The organism is Klebsiella sp. 10 (assembly GCF_018223925.1).
Taxonomy (GTDB): Bacteria; Pseudomonadota; Gammaproteobacteria; order Enterobacterales; family Enterobacteriaceae; genus Klebsiella; species Klebsiella pneumoniae.
Genome location: NZ_JAGRRB010000012.1, coordinates 147,771 through 162,786 on the forward strand (window position 1 = coordinate 147,771; position 15,016 = coordinate 162,786).

The 15,016-nt window shown below is 56.2% G+C and carries 17 protein-coding genes; 4 read left to right on the forward strand and 13 right to left on the reverse strand.

What is annotated here, in order from left to right:
- Window positions 1-9: 9 nt before the first annotated feature.
- Entirely contained in the window at window positions 10-906 is an 897-nt protein-coding gene (locus KHQ26_RS14200) for a LysR family transcriptional regulator (protein WP_004144865.1), read from the forward strand.
- 41 nt (window positions 907-947) lie between these two features.
- Here KHQ26_RS14200 and KHQ26_RS14205 read toward each other — a convergent pair whose 3' ends face one another.
- The 11 genes from KHQ26_RS14205 to KHQ26_RS14255 all read right to left on the reverse strand — a co-directional run bounded on the left by KHQ26_RS14205 (window position 948) and on the right by KHQ26_RS14255 (window position 8,404).
- Window positions 948-1,316 carry a DUF805 domain-containing protein gene (locus tag KHQ26_RS14205; protein ID WP_002917923.1) on the reverse strand — a complete coding sequence of 123 codons (369 nt, stop codon included), beginning with the start codon at window positions 1,314-1,316 and terminating at the stop codon, window positions 948-950.
- 126 nt (window positions 1,317-1,442) lie between these two features.
- Window positions 1,443-2,429 (reverse strand): glutathione S-transferase family protein, encoded by a 987-nt coding sequence (locus KHQ26_RS14210; protein WP_002917922.1) that lies wholly within the window; start codon window positions 2,427-2,429, stop codon window positions 1,443-1,445.
- 80 nt (window positions 2,430-2,509) lie between these two features.
- The gene (locus KHQ26_RS14215; protein ID WP_002917920.1) at window positions 2,510-2,902 is read right to left on the reverse strand and encodes a DoxX family protein; all 393 of its coding nucleotides are present in this window, start codon (window positions 2,900-2,902) and stop codon (window positions 2,510-2,512) included.
- Window positions 2,903-3,246: 344 nt separating this feature from the next.
- The gene (locus KHQ26_RS14220) at window positions 3,247-3,543 is read right to left on the reverse strand and encodes a YqjK-like family protein (protein WP_002917918.1); all 297 of its coding nucleotides are present in this window, start codon (window positions 3,541-3,543) and stop codon (window positions 3,247-3,249) included.
- Window positions 3,540-3,938: a phage holin family protein gene (locus KHQ26_RS14225; protein WP_002917917.1), complete on the reverse strand. Its 399-nt coding sequence runs from the start codon at window positions 3,936-3,938 to the stop codon at window positions 3,540-3,542. Before KHQ26_RS14225 ends, KHQ26_RS14220 begins: the two co-directional genes overlap by 4 nt.
- Window positions 3,939-3,940: 2 nt before the next feature.
- Window positions 3,941-4,246, reverse strand: a complete 306-nt coding sequence (locus KHQ26_RS14230) for a DUF883 family protein (RefSeq protein WP_002917916.1) — start codon at window positions 4,244-4,246, stop codon at window positions 3,941-3,943.
- 45 nt (window positions 4,247-4,291) lie between these two features.
- On the reverse strand, window positions 4,292-4,660 hold the full coding sequence (locus tag KHQ26_RS14235) for a DUF1090 domain-containing protein (protein WP_004144860.1): 369 nt from the start codon (window positions 4,658-4,660) through the stop codon (window positions 4,292-4,294).
- Between the two features lie 149 nt (window positions 4,661-4,809).
- Window positions 4,810-5,187 carry an EnvZ/OmpR regulon moderator MzrA gene (gene mzrA / locus KHQ26_RS14240; protein ID WP_004218213.1) on the reverse strand — a complete coding sequence of 126 codons (378 nt, stop codon included), beginning with the start codon at window positions 5,185-5,187 and terminating at the stop codon, window positions 4,810-4,812.
- 8 nt (window positions 5,188-5,195) lie between these two features.
- Window positions 5,196-5,858: a DedA family general envelope maintenance protein YqjA gene (gene yqjA / locus KHQ26_RS14245; RefSeq protein ID WP_002917909.1), complete on the reverse strand. Its 663-nt coding sequence runs from the start codon at window positions 5,856-5,858 to the stop codon at window positions 5,196-5,198.
- A 340-nt stretch (window positions 5,859-6,198) separates the two neighbouring features.
- Window positions 6,199-6,975, reverse strand: coding sequence for a transcriptional regulator ExuR (gene exuR / locus KHQ26_RS14250; RefSeq protein ID WP_020803690.1), 777 nt, complete (start codon window positions 6,973-6,975; stop codon window positions 6,199-6,201).
- A gap of 127 nt (window positions 6,976-7,102) precedes the next feature.
- On the reverse strand, window positions 7,103-8,404 hold the full coding sequence (locus tag KHQ26_RS14255) for an MFS transporter (RefSeq protein ID WP_002917905.1): 1,302 nt from the start codon (window positions 8,402-8,404) through the stop codon (window positions 7,103-7,105).
- 480 nt (window positions 8,405-8,884) lie between these two features.
- On the opposite strand from KHQ26_RS14255, the gene uxaC reads away from it, so the two are divergent.
- From uxaC to KHQ26_RS14270, 3 genes are all read left to right on the forward strand, one after another.
- On the forward strand, window positions 8,885-10,297 hold the full coding sequence (gene uxaC / locus KHQ26_RS14260) for a glucuronate isomerase (RefSeq protein WP_002917899.1): 1,413 nt from the start codon (window positions 8,885-8,887) through the stop codon (window positions 10,295-10,297).
- Window positions 10,298-10,315: 18 nt separating this feature from the next.
- Window positions 10,316-11,803, forward strand: coding sequence for a UxaA family hydrolase (locus KHQ26_RS14265; RefSeq protein ID WP_002917898.1), 1,488 nt, complete (start codon window positions 10,316-10,318; stop codon window positions 11,801-11,803).
- Between the two features lie 129 nt (window positions 11,804-11,932).
- A complete protein-coding gene (locus KHQ26_RS14270) occupies window positions 11,933-12,487 on the forward strand; it encodes a YgjV family protein (protein ID WP_002917897.1) in 555 nt (184 codons plus the stop codon).
- A 15-nt stretch (window positions 12,488-12,502) separates the two neighbouring features.
- Here KHQ26_RS14270 and sstT read toward each other — a convergent pair whose 3' ends face one another.
- The gene (gene sstT / locus KHQ26_RS14275; protein ID WP_002917895.1) at window positions 12,503-13,750 is read right to left on the reverse strand and encodes a serine/threonine transporter SstT; all 1,248 of its coding nucleotides are present in this window, start codon (window positions 13,748-13,750) and stop codon (window positions 12,503-12,505) included.
- A 266-nt stretch (window positions 13,751-14,016) separates the two neighbouring features.
- Window positions 14,017-14,988, reverse strand: coding sequence for a TerC family protein (locus KHQ26_RS14280; protein WP_004144845.1), 972 nt, complete (start codon window positions 14,986-14,988; stop codon window positions 14,017-14,019).
- Window positions 14,989-15,016 lie beyond the last annotated feature (28 nt).

Consider the following 15,016-nt stretch of genomic DNA (forward strand, 5'->3'; position numbering starts at 1 on the left):
GAGAAAGCGATGGCCAAAGAGAGAGCATTAACGCTGGAAGCGTTACGCGTGATGGATGCGATCGACCGGCGCGGAAGCTTCGCTGCCGCGGCTGATGAGCTGGGACGCGTGCCTTCCGCCCTGAGCTACACCATGCAAAAACTGGAGGAGGAACTGGACGTGGTGCTGTTTGACCGCTCAGGTCATCGCACGAAGTTCACTAACGTTGGAAGAATGCTGCTGGAGCGCGGGCGCGTGCTGCTTGAAGCGGCGGATAAACTCACCACCGATGCTGAAGCCCTGTCGCGTGGTTGGGAAACCCACCTGACGATCGTTACCGAAGCGCTGGTGCCCACTCCGGATCTGTTTCCGCTGATTGAGAAACTGGCGACTAAATCAAACACCCAGCTGTCGATTATCACTGAGGTGCTGGCCGGCGCCTGGGAGCGGCTGGAGCAGGGGCGGGCGGATATCGTTGTCGCACCGGATATGCATTTTCGTTCCTCTTCGGAGATTAACTCACGCAAACTCTATTCGGTGCTCAGCGTGTACGTCGCGGCGCCGGATCACCCGATCCATCAGGAGCCGGAGCCGCTCTCTGAGGTTACCCGCGTGAAATACCGCGGCGTCGCGGTGGCGGATACCGCGCGCGAGCGGCCCGTTCTCACCGTTCAACTGCTGGATAAACAGCCGCGTTTAACGGTGAGTACGATAGAAGATAAACGTCAGGCGCTACTGGCCGGACTGGGCGTGGCGACTATGCCCTATCCGCTGGTGGAGAAGGATATTGCCGAAGGTCGCCTGCGGGTCGTCAGCCCGGAATACACCAATGAAATTGACATTATCATGGCCTGGCGACGGGACAGTATGGGCGAAGCGAAGTCCTGGTGTCTGCGTGAGATCCCCAAGCTGTTTGCCGGCAGATAGTGATGAAGACGCTCCTCCCGCTAGCGGGAGGAGCAGGAAGATTAGTAGGAAAAGGGTTTCGGATCGGGCCCGAAGCGATTATTGCCTTCGGTGCCGCGCTGGCAGTTAAAGATCAGGATCACCAGCCAGCCGATGACCGGGATCAACAGCAGCAATAGCCACCAGGCCGAACGATCGGTGTCATGCAGACGGCGAAATTGCACCGCCCACCACGGTAAAAAGACCAGTACGCCATAGATAGTGGTCAGAATGCCTTCGCCGCCAGCCCGCTGCCAGCCCAGCATTTTATCGATGATGCTCAATACGCCGGTCAGGATGAGGTTGACCAGAATAAACATCCAGTACTCTTTGCGCCGCGCACGGCCGCCAAATCCTATATAGTTTTTTAATACCTTGAGATACCAGTCCATTTCTACGCCTCAATTAACCGTCAATCACTTGTTTTTTAAGCGATCGCAATAAGAATAGACGTGAATGAATGGTGGGTAAATATCTGTTTTCTGAATTATTGGGCGCCATCACTGGCGCCCGACAGATCAACGGAAGCGCTGATCGCGACCGTGCGGTTCGTTGAGATCCTGCTGCGGCCCAATGGAAATAATACCGGTAGGGTTAATGGTTTTATGGCTGCGGTAATAGTGGTGACGGATATGCGGAAAACTCACCGTCTCGGCGATACCCGGCATCTGGTAGATGTCGCGCAGGAAACCATACAGATTGAGGTAATCACTGATGCGCCGTTTATCGCATTTAAAATGGGTCACATATACCGGGTCGAAGCGTACCAGCGTTGTCCAGAGGCGAATGTCGGCTTCCGTTAGCTGATTGCCCGTCAGATAGCGATGCTGGCCGAGGATCTGCTCCAGCCGCTCCAGCGAGGTAAAGACCGCATCCACCGCTTCGTCGTAAGCTTGCTGGCTGGTGGCAAAGCCGGCTTTATACACGCCGTTGTTGACGTTGTCATAGATCCAGCCGTTCAGCTCATCGATTTGTTCCCGCAGCGCTGGCGGGTAGTAATCCCCGGCCCGGGCGCCAAGGCCATCGAAGGCGGTATTAAACATGCGGATGATTTCTGCCGACTCATTGCTGACGATGGTCTGCTGTTTTTTATCCCACAGCACCGGCACGGTCACGCGTCCGGTGTAGTGCGGGTCGGCGTGCAGATACAGCTGATAGAGAAAGTCATGCTGGTAGAGGGTATCGCCGGTGGCTTCCGGGAAGCTATCGTCAAAGGTCCAGCCGTTTTCCAGCATCAGCGGATTGACCACGGATACGGGGAGAAAAGGCTCCAGACCTTTTAATTTACGCATAATTAACGTGCGATGCGCCCACGGGCAGGCGAGAGAAACATACAAATGATAGCGATCCTTTTCCGCTGCAAAACCGCCTTCACCGCTGGGGCCAGCCGCGCCGTCGGCGGTCAGCCAGTTACGGAAGGCGGAAACGGAACGTTTAAAACGCCCACCGGTGGATTTTGTGTCATACCAGGTATCCTGCCAGACGCCGTCAACTAATTGTCCCATCTTTGCTCCTCCTTCAGACTACAGATAGCAAAAGCGAGGAGTGGTCTCCTCGCTTTTTTCATTCATTCAGTATAGTGCGCTTACCATTTCTTATTCAGTACACGGTCAATACTGAAGGCGCCCGGTCCGGTAATGGCCAGCAGCAGGTAACCGCCCGCAATGGTCAGGTTCTTCATGAACATCAGGGAGTTCACGCCTTCCGCAAAGTTGCTATGGAACAGGAACGCGGTCAGCAGCGTAAAGCCCGCAGTGAACAGCGCGGTGGTCCGGGTCAGGAAACCGAACAGAATCGCCAGACCGCCGCCGAACTCAAGGAGGATGGTCAGCGGCAGCAGCGCGCCCGGGACGCCCATGGCTTCCATATACTGCTGGGTTCCCGCATAACCGGTGATTTTGCCCCATCCTGCAGTGATAAACAGAATCGGCATCAGAATACGCGCTACCAATACACCAACATCTTCTAATTTTTTCATTTGTTACTCCAGAAAACCCAAAGGGCGGCGGTTTTGTTTTTTAGTGCAATCCCGCGTAGTTACGCGGTGTTGCTGTCGATGGAGAGGATAGTAGCGAGGCGGAGAGGGAATTGTTAGCAAGGAAAACTGTAGATCTATTTCAAAGTTTCTGAGCAATCAGTACGCGGAGGCGAAAGCGTACCGAACGCGATGGGCCACCACCGGACCTGGTATGGCGTAAGGTAAAGGGCGTCGTAGAGAAGGGCGGCTACGGAAAAGGCGCATGTTGCTGCGAACAGCGTGCAGTAAGGGACAGGGAAATGGCAGAGCGTGGGCGCCAGGGAAAGCGCCCACGCTCAGGGCCGCTAGCGAACTGCCGACTGGCGCAGGATCCCGCGCACCAGGCGCCAGGTGCTCCACAGTCCGAGTCCGCGTTTGGTCCAGCGCATTAAAAAATGCGGATGTCGTACGGACCATACGGCCATCAGACCGCTGCCAACCATCAGCCACGAACGTAAACTCAGCAGCGTATGCCAGCCGCGGTCGAGGGGCGCAGTCGCCTCGTGCCAGTGACGGCGGCAGGCGCTGAGCTCCAGCCGTTGCTGCTGGATCTGGCGCAGCAGCTGCGTCTTTTGCCGTTCACGCTCCTGTCGGCCATTCACGATTTATCCTCCTCCAGAAGGGCACGGTCGTTCTCCAGCTCTTTACGCGTTAGACGCAGCAGCGTGGAGCGGCGCGCCTTACGTAGGGTTAGGATACCCACGATCGCGGCGGCGAGGAGCAGCACAACGGTGGTGGCGATCATCACGTGCAGGCGGTACTGAGCGTCAACGGCCCAGATAACCAGCACTAGCAGACTCATGAGGCCAAACGCGGCAAACAGCAGCGTCAGTCCGGTCATGATCAGTAGCTGGAAGAGGTTGGCTTTCTCCTCCTCCAGCTCCACGACGACCAGACGCAGCCGTGTTTCCACCATTTCGACCAGCAGCGTGACGATGCGCTGACCAATGGAGAAAACGCGCTGACCCGGTCCCTGCGTGTGTTGAGTATTCGCCATAATCAGCGACGCGACAGCAGGACACCCAGCACCAGCCCGACGGCGGCGCCAATTCCTACCCCAGTCCACGGATTTTCGCGAACATAATCATCCGCTCGCGCGGCGGTCTCACGAGTTTGACGAAGAATCGCTTCGCTGGTTTCACCCAAACGAGCGCGGCTCTCTTTCAGCGCGCTCTCGGCTTTACTGCGCAGTTTACCCATCTCTTCTTTCGACTTGTCCGCCGAGGAATTTAGTACTTCCTCCAGGGTATCCGCCAGCGTTTTCAGTTCTGCACGAAGGTCGTCAGTCACATTCTCTTTAGCCATGTCGTTCTCCTGTAGCGTGGTCCGTGTTGCGAAAGTTAATGGTGATTAGTAATCCCGAGACTCCAGCGTTTTTAACTCCTGTTGCGCTTCATTGAGTTTATGCTGGCGTTTGTTAATTTTGTCCGCATCGCCTTTCTTCCGGGCTTCCTGCAGATCGCGCTGACGTTCAGCGATCTCTTCCCGCTGTTTGGCAATTTTTTGCTGATGATCGGCTTTGAGTTTACTGTCGCTACAGTTTTCCCGAACCTGACGTAGCGCGGTATTTAGCCCATCAATGCGACTTTGATTATGATGCTTTTCGGCGTAGCTGATCTCTCGTTGAATATCCTGCTCTTTTTCCTGGCAGGGAGAGGCGGCTAGGGCGCTGGCGCTAAGTGAAGTCAGGACCAGAAGCAGAGCGATGCGGTGTTTCATGGATAGTACCTTCCATTGTCTGAGGGGATACCCGGAGGATATACCCGTTCCCGTTGGTGAACGTGAATGCGTTGATTCCCGCAGGTTTAAGCATAGTAACAAATGCGGGAAACCACCAGACTGGGTTAAAAACCCAGTCTTGTGGCAGCTTACCCGAGGCGATGCGGCGCGTCGCGCAGGCGGGATAGCCAGGCGGTGGGCGAGTTATCGTCCTCCAGCAGGGCAATAATATAACCATGTGGCAGAGCGCGGCCGAGAACTTCTTTCGCCGCCGCGCCCTGGGCGGTGGAATCGAACTTAATCAGCAAACCATCCTTCTGCGGCGTGATGCTTTTAAAGCGGATGCCGTTGGCATCAAGATGATGCCAGACGGAGAAACCGTCTGGCATTCCGATACCCTGGCCAACCGGGCGTATCGCCAGCGTGGCCTCCTGCTGCTGCACCGCCAGCCAAAGCCAGAACAGGGCGCCGAGCAGAAGAGAACCACCCAGCAGCCAGCTGAACTGGCGCAGGGAAGGGCGTTTCATGACCATCATTAGCCCCGGCTTCTGTATTTTTTCTTCCACAGTACCACCAGCGAGCCGATCAGTCCGAAGACCAACAGGGCAACCGGCAGGAGCATCAGGCAGGACATCAGCTGATCTTCATACTTGAGGAATACCGGGGTTTTACCCAGCAGATAGCCAAGCGAGGTCAGGATGAGCACCCACAGCAGGCCGCTCATCCAGTTGAAAAACTGAAAACGGGCGTTATTAAGGCCGGAAAGCCCGGCGATGGTGGGCAGCAGCGTGCGTACGAAGGCGATAAAGCGGCCGATCAGCAGCGCGGAGAGCCCATGCTTATGAAACAAGTGATGCGCACGCTGGTGATAGTGCGAAGGCAGGTGTGACAGCCAGTTTTGCACGATCCGCGTATTACCCAGCCAACGCCCCTGAATATAGCTTAGCCAGCAGCCGAGGCTGGCGGCGGCGGTGAGCAGCAGCAAAGTTTCCGGAAAACCCATCGCCCCTTTGGCGATCAGCACGCCCACGAGCACGAGCAGACTATCCCCCGGTAAAAACGCGGCAGGCAATAACCCGTTCTCAAGGAACAAAATCATAAACAAGACAAAATACAGCATGCCTATCATGGAGGGATTCGCGAGCGTTTCGTAATCCTGAGCCCACAAGGCATTCAATAACTGGGTAAATAGTTCCATTCACGATTCCTGGTACATCGGTTAACGGCACGTCTGAGCGCGTGGCATATAGGGCGACAAGATTTTTATGAGATTATGGTCGCTGCTTAGGCGCTCTGAACGCTTCCCTGTATAAGACTGAAGTAAGTAAATACCTACCCCCAGAACGACAAAATGCATCTAATTGTAACAAATCACCTGACTTTCCGTCAGAGAAATTGCAACGTGTTGCTCGTTGATTTTGCTGATTGCGGAGATGGGAGGCGAGAGGATTTACACAGGCTGACACTATATATGACTTGCTTACTCCAGCCTCACTGTCAGACAGGCGCGCAGGGGGGCGCGCCGGAGGGATAAGGCCTTATTTCGCGGCGTTGACTGCGGTATCGAGATGAACGACTGGGTTTTCGGCAAATAAGTAGCGATCGGCATTAAATTCAAAGTCATCGCTGGTTTCGTTGAACAACATTTGCTTGGTATTTTCCAGATGCTGCCACATCGCCAGCTTGGCGGCGTTGGGATCTTTTCGCAGCAGAGCTTTCAGGATTTGATCGTGGTCGTCGCACCAGTTATCGACCGTACGCAGGTCGATATGCTCATGCAGCTTTTTCCAGTAGGGGTTATGCACGCGCTGGGTCCACATCTTTTCCACGATCGCCGCCAGCGCGCTGTTCTGCGTCGCCAGCGCCACCTGGACGTGAAACTGCAGGTCCCACTCGGAGTCGCGGAAACATTTCTCGTTACGCGCTTTCTCCTGAATCTCCATCAGCTTCATGATGTCCTGTTTGGTCACCTGAGTCGCCGCGAATTCGGCAATATTGCTTTCAATTAGCTGCCGCGCCTGCAGCAGTTCAAAGGGGCCATAGTTGGCGAACTCAAGGCTTTCATCGGCCACCTGCTGGTATTTCGGATGGTTGGAGATAACGTGGATACCCGACCCTTTGCGGACTTCGACATACCCTTCCACTTCCAGCATGATAATGGCTTCACGAACCACGGTGCGGCTGACGTTTTTTTCATCGGCGATGAAGCGCTCGGCGGGCAGCTTATCCCCTACAAGGTAGACACCTTGTTCGATGCGCGTCTTCAGCTCAGCGGCAAGCTGCTGATATAGACGGCGTGGTTCAATGATTTCCATATTCGCTCCCGGAAGATGGCGACAATATTCGATTTGTTATACCACTTTTACGCGCTTTCCACCACTGGCAGGCATGAAAAAGCCGCCTGAGAAGGCGGCTTGATCGGCGATTACCTTGCCATTCGATCTAACTCTGCGTGACCGGTTTGCGGCTGCTAAGCGGCGTCGAGTCATCGTCAGCCGGTTTGTTTTTCAGCACCGTCCAGATAACCAGCGCGCCCAGCAGGTCAAAGACGGCCAGTACCGCAAACAGCGGGCTAAAGCCGATGGTGTCTGCCAGCGCGCCGACGACCAGGGCGAACATGGTGCTCGCTAGCCAGGCGGCCATCCCGGTCAGACCGTTGGCGGTAGCGACTTCGTTACGGCCAAAGACGTCGGAAGAGAGGGTAATCAGCGCCCCGGACAGCGCCTGGTGAGCGAACCCGCCGATGCACAGCAGGGCAATCGCCACGTACGGGCTGGTGAACAGGCCGATCATCCCCGGGCCAATCATCAGCAGGGCGCCCATGGTGACCACCATTTTACGCGACACGATCAGGTTGACGCCAAACCAGCGCTGGAACAGCGGCGGCAGATATCCGCCGACGATGCAGCCGAGGTCGGCGAACAGCATCGGCATCCAGGCGAACATGGCGATCTCTTTCAGGTTAAAACCGTAAACTTTGAACATGAACAGCGGGATCCAGGCGTTAAAGGTCCCCCAGGCCGGCTCGGCGAGGAAGCGCGGCAGGGCGATACCCCAGAACTGACGGTTGCGCAGGATTTGCCACGGCGACATTTTCTTCGCGTTATTGGTCTGATGCTGAGACTCCTGACCGCCAATGATGTAGTCACGTTCTTCGTCAGATAATTTTTTCTGGTCGCGCGGGTGTTTGTAGAAGATAAGCCAGGCGATGGCCCAGGCGAAGCTCAATACCCCGGAGATGATGAACGCCATCTGCCAGCTGTGCATGACAATCGCCCACACCACCAACGGCGGCGCGATCATGGCGCCAATAGAGGAACCCACGTTGAAGTAGCCCACCGCGATAGAGCGCTCTTTTGCCGGGAACCACTCTGAGCTGGCCTTCAGGCCGGCGGGGATCATTGCGGCCTCCGCTGCGCCGACTGCGCCACGGGCCAGCGCCAGTCCACCCCAGCTGCCGGCCAGCGCCGTTGAGCCGCAGAATACCGCCCAGGCGATGGCGAAGAAGGCATAGCCAATTTTGGTCCCCAGAATATCAAGGACATACCCCGCGACGGGCTGCATAACGGTATAGGCAGCGGAATAGGCTGCAATGATATAGGAGTACTGTTGGGTCGAAATGTGTAACTCTTCCATCAGCGTCGGCGCGGCCGCCGCTACGGTGTTACGGGTCAGGTAGCCCAGCACGGTGCCCAGCGTCACCAGCGCGATCATGTACCAACGTAACCCTTTAATTTTACGCATGTAAACCTCATCGTCTGTTATCTTTCCGCATCAGGTGCGGCCTTTACCGAGCGCAATAAGCGGCCGGGAAAGCGAAACGGAGGATTCAGGAGGGTAGTCCCCTCTGGCCTGAACCTTACCATCAGTTGTTATGTTGAAAGTCGGTATCCATTCCGTATAAGCCGATGCCATAAGCACCGGTAATGCATTCCGTCGGTTTATATGTTGCGACGGCAGAAAGATAACTTGTCATACAACTTTAAAAGTTGAGAGCTGTCACAAAAGTGGGAAAGTTAGTGTGGTCTTTATCCCTTGCCTGGAAAGCCAGAGATGGCGCGCTCTGGCGAGGTGTTTTGCTCCAGGGCGGTCATTTTTTTATCGACGTTTGTTGATCTAACTCACGAAAAACAGTTCGGTCTGTAGAAATTGGTGTGATAACTTTGTCAGCATTGTAGTCAATCATCTGAAAGGCTCCCGCACTGGAGCGAAGAGGACACGCGAATGACATCGTTTATGACTGAAGATTTTCTACTTGATACCGAGTTTGCCCGCCGTCTGTACCATGATTACGCCAAAGATCAGCCGATTTTCGACTACCACTGCCACCTTCCGCCGCAGCAGGTTGCCGAAAACTATCGCTTTAAAAACCTGTATGACATCTGGCTGAAAGGCGATCACTATAAATGGCGCGCAATGCGCACTAACGGCGTGCCGGAGCGTCTGTGTACCGGTGATGCGTCCGATCGCGAGAAATTTGACGCCTGGGCGGCCACGGTTCCACACACTATTGGCAACCCGTTATACCACTGGACCCATTTAGAGCTGCGTCGACCTTTTGGTATTACAGGTAAGCTGTTGTCGCCATCCACCGCCGATGAGATCTGGGACCAGTGTAATGATTTGCTGGCTCAGGATGCCTTCTCCGCCCGCGGAATCATGAAGCAGATGAATGTGAAGATGGTCGGTACCACCGACGATCCGATTGATTCTCTTGAGCACCACGCGGCTGTCGCCAAAGACAACTCCTTTGACATCAAAGTGCTGCCGAGCTGGCGCCCGGATAAAGCCTTCAACATCGAGTTGGCGACCTTCAATGATTATATGGCTAAGCTGGGCGAGGTATCCGATACCGATATTCGCCGCTTCGCTGACCTGCAAAGCGCCCTGACCAAACGTCTGGATCATTTTGCCGCACACGGCTGCAAAGTCTCCGATCATGCGCTGGACGTGGTGCTGTTTGCCGAAGCGACCGACGCCGAGCTGGATGACATTCTGGCGCGCCGCCTGGCTGGCGAGACCCTTAGCGAACACGAAGTGGCGCAGTTCAAAACCGCGGTGCTGGTGTTCCTCGGCGCAGAGTATGCCCGTCGCGGCTGGGTCCAGCAGTACCACATTGGCGCGCTGCGTAACAACAACCTCCGTCAGTTCAAACTGTTAGGGCCAGACGTCGGCTTCGACTCGATCAACGATCGTCCGATGGCGGAAGAGCTGTCTAAGCTGCTGAGCAAGCAGAACGAAGAAAACCTGCTGCCGAAAACGATTCTCTACTGCCTGAACCCGCGTGATAACGAAGTGCTGGGCACCATGATCGGTAACTTCCAGGGTGAAGGCATGCCAGGCAAGATGCAGTTCGGCTCCGGCTGGTGGTTCAACGATCAGAAAGACGGTATGGAGCGGCAGATGACCCAGCTGGCGCAGCTCGGGCTGCTGAGCCGCTTCGTCGGGATGTTGACCGACAGTCGCAGCTTCCTCTCCTACACGCGCCACGAATACTTCCGCCGCATTCTGTGCCAGATGATCGGCCGTTGGGTGGCTGCCGGCGAAGCGCCTGCGGATATCGCGCTGCTGGGCGAGATGGTGAAAAACATTTGCTTTAACAATGCGCGTGACTATTTCGCCATTGAACTGAACTAAGGCCAGAGGTCGGTTGATATGCAATACATCAAAATCCATTCGCAGGATAACGTCGCGGTCGCGCTGACGGATATCGCTGCCGGTAGCGTGGTGACGATTGATAATGACTCGGTCACCCTCGGCCAGGATATCGTTCGCGGCCACAAGTTTGCACTGCGCGCTATCGCGAAAGGGGAAAACGTCGTTAAGTACGGGTTGCCGATTGGCCATGCGCTGGCGGATATCGCGCCGGGAGAGCATGTTCATGCGCACAATACGCGCACCAATCTCAGCGACCTTGACGCGTATCGCTATCAACCGGACCTGGTTGCCCAACCGCCACAGCCTGCGGATCGCGAAGTACAGATTTATCGTCGCGCCAACGGTGACGTCGGCGTGCGCAATGAGCTGTGGATCCTGCCGACCGTCGGCTGCGTCAACGCGATGGCCAGACAAATGCAGAACCGTTTCCTGAAAGAGACGTATGGCGCTGAGGATATCGATGGGGTACATCTCTTCAGCCACACCTATGGCTGCTCGCAGCTTGGGGACGATCACATCAACACTCGCACCATGCTGCAAAATATGGTTCGTCACCCGAACGCCGGGGCGGTGCTGGTGGTTGGCCTTGGCTGTGAAAACAACCAGGTGGAGGCCTTTCGCGAGACGCTGGGCGAGTTTGACCCGCAGCGCGTGCACTTTATGGTTTGCCAGCATCAGGACGATGAAGTGGAGGCGGGGGTTGAGCATCTGCATCAGCTGTATGAAGTGATGCGTCAGGATAAACGCCAGCCGGGCAAGCTCAGCGAGCTGAAGTTTGGCCTCGAGTGCGGGGGATCGGACGGCCTGTCGGGCATTACCGCTAATCCGATGCTGGGCCGCTTCTCAGACTATGTGATCGCCAACGGCGGCACTACCGTGCTGACCGAAGTGCCGGAGATGTTCGGCGCTGAACAGTTGTTGATGAGCCACTGCCGCGACGAAGCGACCTTCGACAAGCTGGTGACCATGGTCAATGACTTTAAGCAGTACTTTATTGCTCACGACCAGCCTATTTACGAAAACCCCTCGCCGGGTAATAAGGCCGGAGGGATCACTACCCTCGAAGATAAGTCGCTGGGCTGTACTCAGAAAGCGGGCTCCAGCCAGGTGGTGGATGTTCTGCGCTACGGCGAGCGCCTGAAGGTTCATGGTCTGAATTTACTGAGCGCGCCGGGCAACGACGCGGTCGCCACCAGCGCGCTGGCCGGCGCCGGCTGCCATATGGTGCTGTTCAGCACCGGTCGCGGCACGCCGTACGGCGGCTTTGTGCCAACGGTGAAGATCGCCACCAATAGCGAGCTGGCGGCGAAGAAAAAGCATTGGATCGACTTTGATGCCGGGCAGCTGCTCCACGGCAAAACGATGCCGCAGCTGCTGGAAGAGTTTGTGGATGCCATTGTAGCCTTCGCCAACGGTAAACCGACCTGTAATGAGCAGAATGACTTCCGCGAGCTGGCCATCTTTAAAAGCGGTGTTACCCTGTAAAGGCGTATTTGCGTTGGCGCCCAGAGGCTTGGTTTGTGTATCGGCCTGATAGCGTAGCGCCATCGGGCTCGTAACAGCGGCGTTTCAGCCAGTGAAGCGCCGTTTGTTTTTTTCAGTCAGGGAGCTTACATGACCGCGTATTGGCTGGCCCAGGGGGTCGGCGTCATCGCCTTTCTTATCGGCATTACCACCTTTATCAACCGCGATGAACGCCGTTTCAGGCTACAGCTGGCGGTCTATAGCGCTATTATCGGCGTTCATTTTTTCCTGATGGGCGCCGGGCCGGCTGGAATGAGCGCCGGGCTCAATGCGCTTCGCACGGTCATTTCCTTACGCACCCGTAGTCTGTGGGTGATGACAGTCTTTATCCTCCTGACGTTGATTCTCGGCCTGGGTAAACTGCAGCATGCCATGGAGCTGCTGCCGATCATTGGCACCGTCGCCAGCACCTGGGCGCTGTTTCGCTGCAAAGGGCTAACCGTCCGCTGCGTGATGTGGTGCTCCACCGCCTGCTGGGTCACGCATAATCTGTGGTTGGGTTCCATTGGCGGGACGCTGATAGAAGGCAGTTTCCTGATCGTCAACGGGCTGAACATCATTCGCTTCCGCCGGATGCAAAAGCGCGGTATCGATCCGTTTAAGGTTGAAAACGCAGTACAGGAAGAGAGCCCCTCCGCCCGATAGCGGAGGGGAAAGGCGTTATCCGCGCAGGGCGTTTTTCGCCAGCTGGTCGTCTTCCGCCATGCAGGCCGCGGCGGTAAACAGGGCGTCGGTGGAGGAGTTCAGCGCGGTTTCGCAGGAGTCCTGCAGCACGCCGATAATAAAGCCAACGGCAACCACTTGCATCGCCACATCGTTCGGGATCCCAAACATATTACAGGCCAGCGGGATCAGCAGCAGCGAGCCGCCCGCCACGCCGGAGGCGCCGCAGGCGCACAGCGAAGCGACCACGCTCAGCAGCAGCGCCGTCGGCAGATCCACCGGAATATTCAGCGTATGCACCGCCGCCAGCGTCAGCACGGTGATGGTGATTGCCGCGCCAGCCATATTAATGGTCGCCCCCAGTGGAATAGAGACCGAATAGGTGTCGCGATCCAGATTCAGCTTCTCGCACAGCGCCATATTCACTGGAATGTTGGCGGCGGAGCTGCGGGTGAAGAACGCGTAAACGCCGCTTTCGCGCAGGCAGGTGAGCACCAGCGGATAGGGGTTGCGGCGGATCTTCCAGAACACCAGCAGCGGATTAATCACCAGCGCTACCAGCAGCATACAGCCCACCAGCACCAGCAGCAGCTGGGCATAGCCCCACAGGGTCTCGAAACCGGTGGTCGCCAGGGTGGAAGATACCAGGCCGAAGATCCCCAGCGGCGCAAAGCGGATCACCACTTTAACGATAAAGGTCACCGCGTGGGAGACGTCGTTGATCAGGTTTTTGGTGGTGTCGTTACCATGACGCAGGGCGAAGCCAAGCCCCACCGCCCACACCAGAATGCCGATATAGTTGGCGTTCAGCAGAGCGTCGATCGGGTTGGACACCATGCTCATCAGCAGGCCGCGCAGCACCTCAACAATCCCCGACGGCGGCGTGATGCTGTCGGCGGCGGTGGTTAAGTGCAGGGTCGAGGGAAAGAGAAAACTGAACAACACCGCGGTCAGCGCCGCGCTAAAGGTGCCCAGCAGATAGAGAAACAGAATGGGGCGTATACTGGTTTTTTGTCCGTGCTGATGGTTGGCGATCGAGGCCATGACAAGCATCAATACCAGCACCGGCGCTACCGCTTTTAACGCGCCGACGAACAGGGTCCCCAGCAGACCGACGGCGATAGCCGCAGGCTTAGAGACCAGCGCCAACAGTACGCCAAGCACCAGGCCGATTAAAATTTGTTTCACCAGGCTGCCTTGCGCCAGGCGGGAGAGCCACCCTGATGAGGGAGTGCGTGTTGTCATAATTCATTCCTTCCAGTGATGTAGCAAGCCATCCCAGCCACGTATTATTTTTTACGTTTATGTCAGGATGTAAGTAGATGTTTGCATAGTCGAGTATACGGAAAGAAAGACTGGCGGGAAGCGTAAAATACTGTGATTTTAATATGGATCTTATTTTTTAACTGCGTAGCAACATAATTGTGACATGAGCAGGTATTCTCGTTACGAGAACGTCTGCTATAGCTGATTACCGCGCCGCCAGCGAGGGCCGACGGCGCGGTAGCAGATTACTCTGGCAGTTTGCGCTGCTTGTCGTGCTGCCTGTTGACCCAGGCGTTAATCAGCAGCGTGACGGCCAGGATGCCGCCCACCACGCCCAGCGAGATGGCAACCGGGATATGGTAGAAGTCGACGATCAGCATCTTCACGCCAATAAACACCAGGATCACCGACAGACCGTATTTGAGCATCGAGAAGCGCTCAGCGACCCCCGCCAGCAGGAAGTACATGGCGCGCAGGCCGAGGATGGCGAACAGGTTCGAGGTCAGCACGATAAACGGATCGGTGGTGACCGCGAAGATTGCCGGGATACTGTCGACGGCGAAAATCACGTCGCTCAGTTCCACCAGAATCAGCACCAGCAGCAGCGGGGTGGCGAACAGCACCCCGTTTTTACGGGTGAAGAAGCGCTCGCTCTCGATTTTATCGGTCATCCGCAGATGGCTGCGGATCCAGCGCACCAGCGGTTTATCGCCGATGCCGGAGTCGTCCTCTTTCGCCAGCGCCATCTTCACGCCGGTAAACAGCAGGAAGGCGCCAAAGACGTACAGCAGCCAGTCGAACTGCGAAATCAGCCAGCTGCCGGCGAAGATCATAATGGTACGCAGAACGATCGCGCCCAGTACGCCATACACCAACACCCGGCGCTGCAGAGCAGGCGGTACGGCGAAATAGCTGAACAGCATCAACCAGACGAAGACGTTATCGACCGCCAGCGCTTTTTCAATCAGATAACCTGTGAGGAAGGCTAAGGCCTGCGGATCGGCGACGGCCCGGCCCTGGGTTTGCACCAGATACCACCAGAAGGCGGCGTTGAACAGCAGAGAAAGCGTGACCCAGAGGATTGACCAGCCAGCGGCCTGTTTCATGGTCATGCTATGCGAACCGCGTCGTCCCTGAAGCAGCAGGTCGATTGCCAACATGATCGCGACAACGACAGCGAATCCACCCCATAGCAACGGCGTGCCGACAGTATTCATTTGATATTCCTTACATAAAAACAAAACG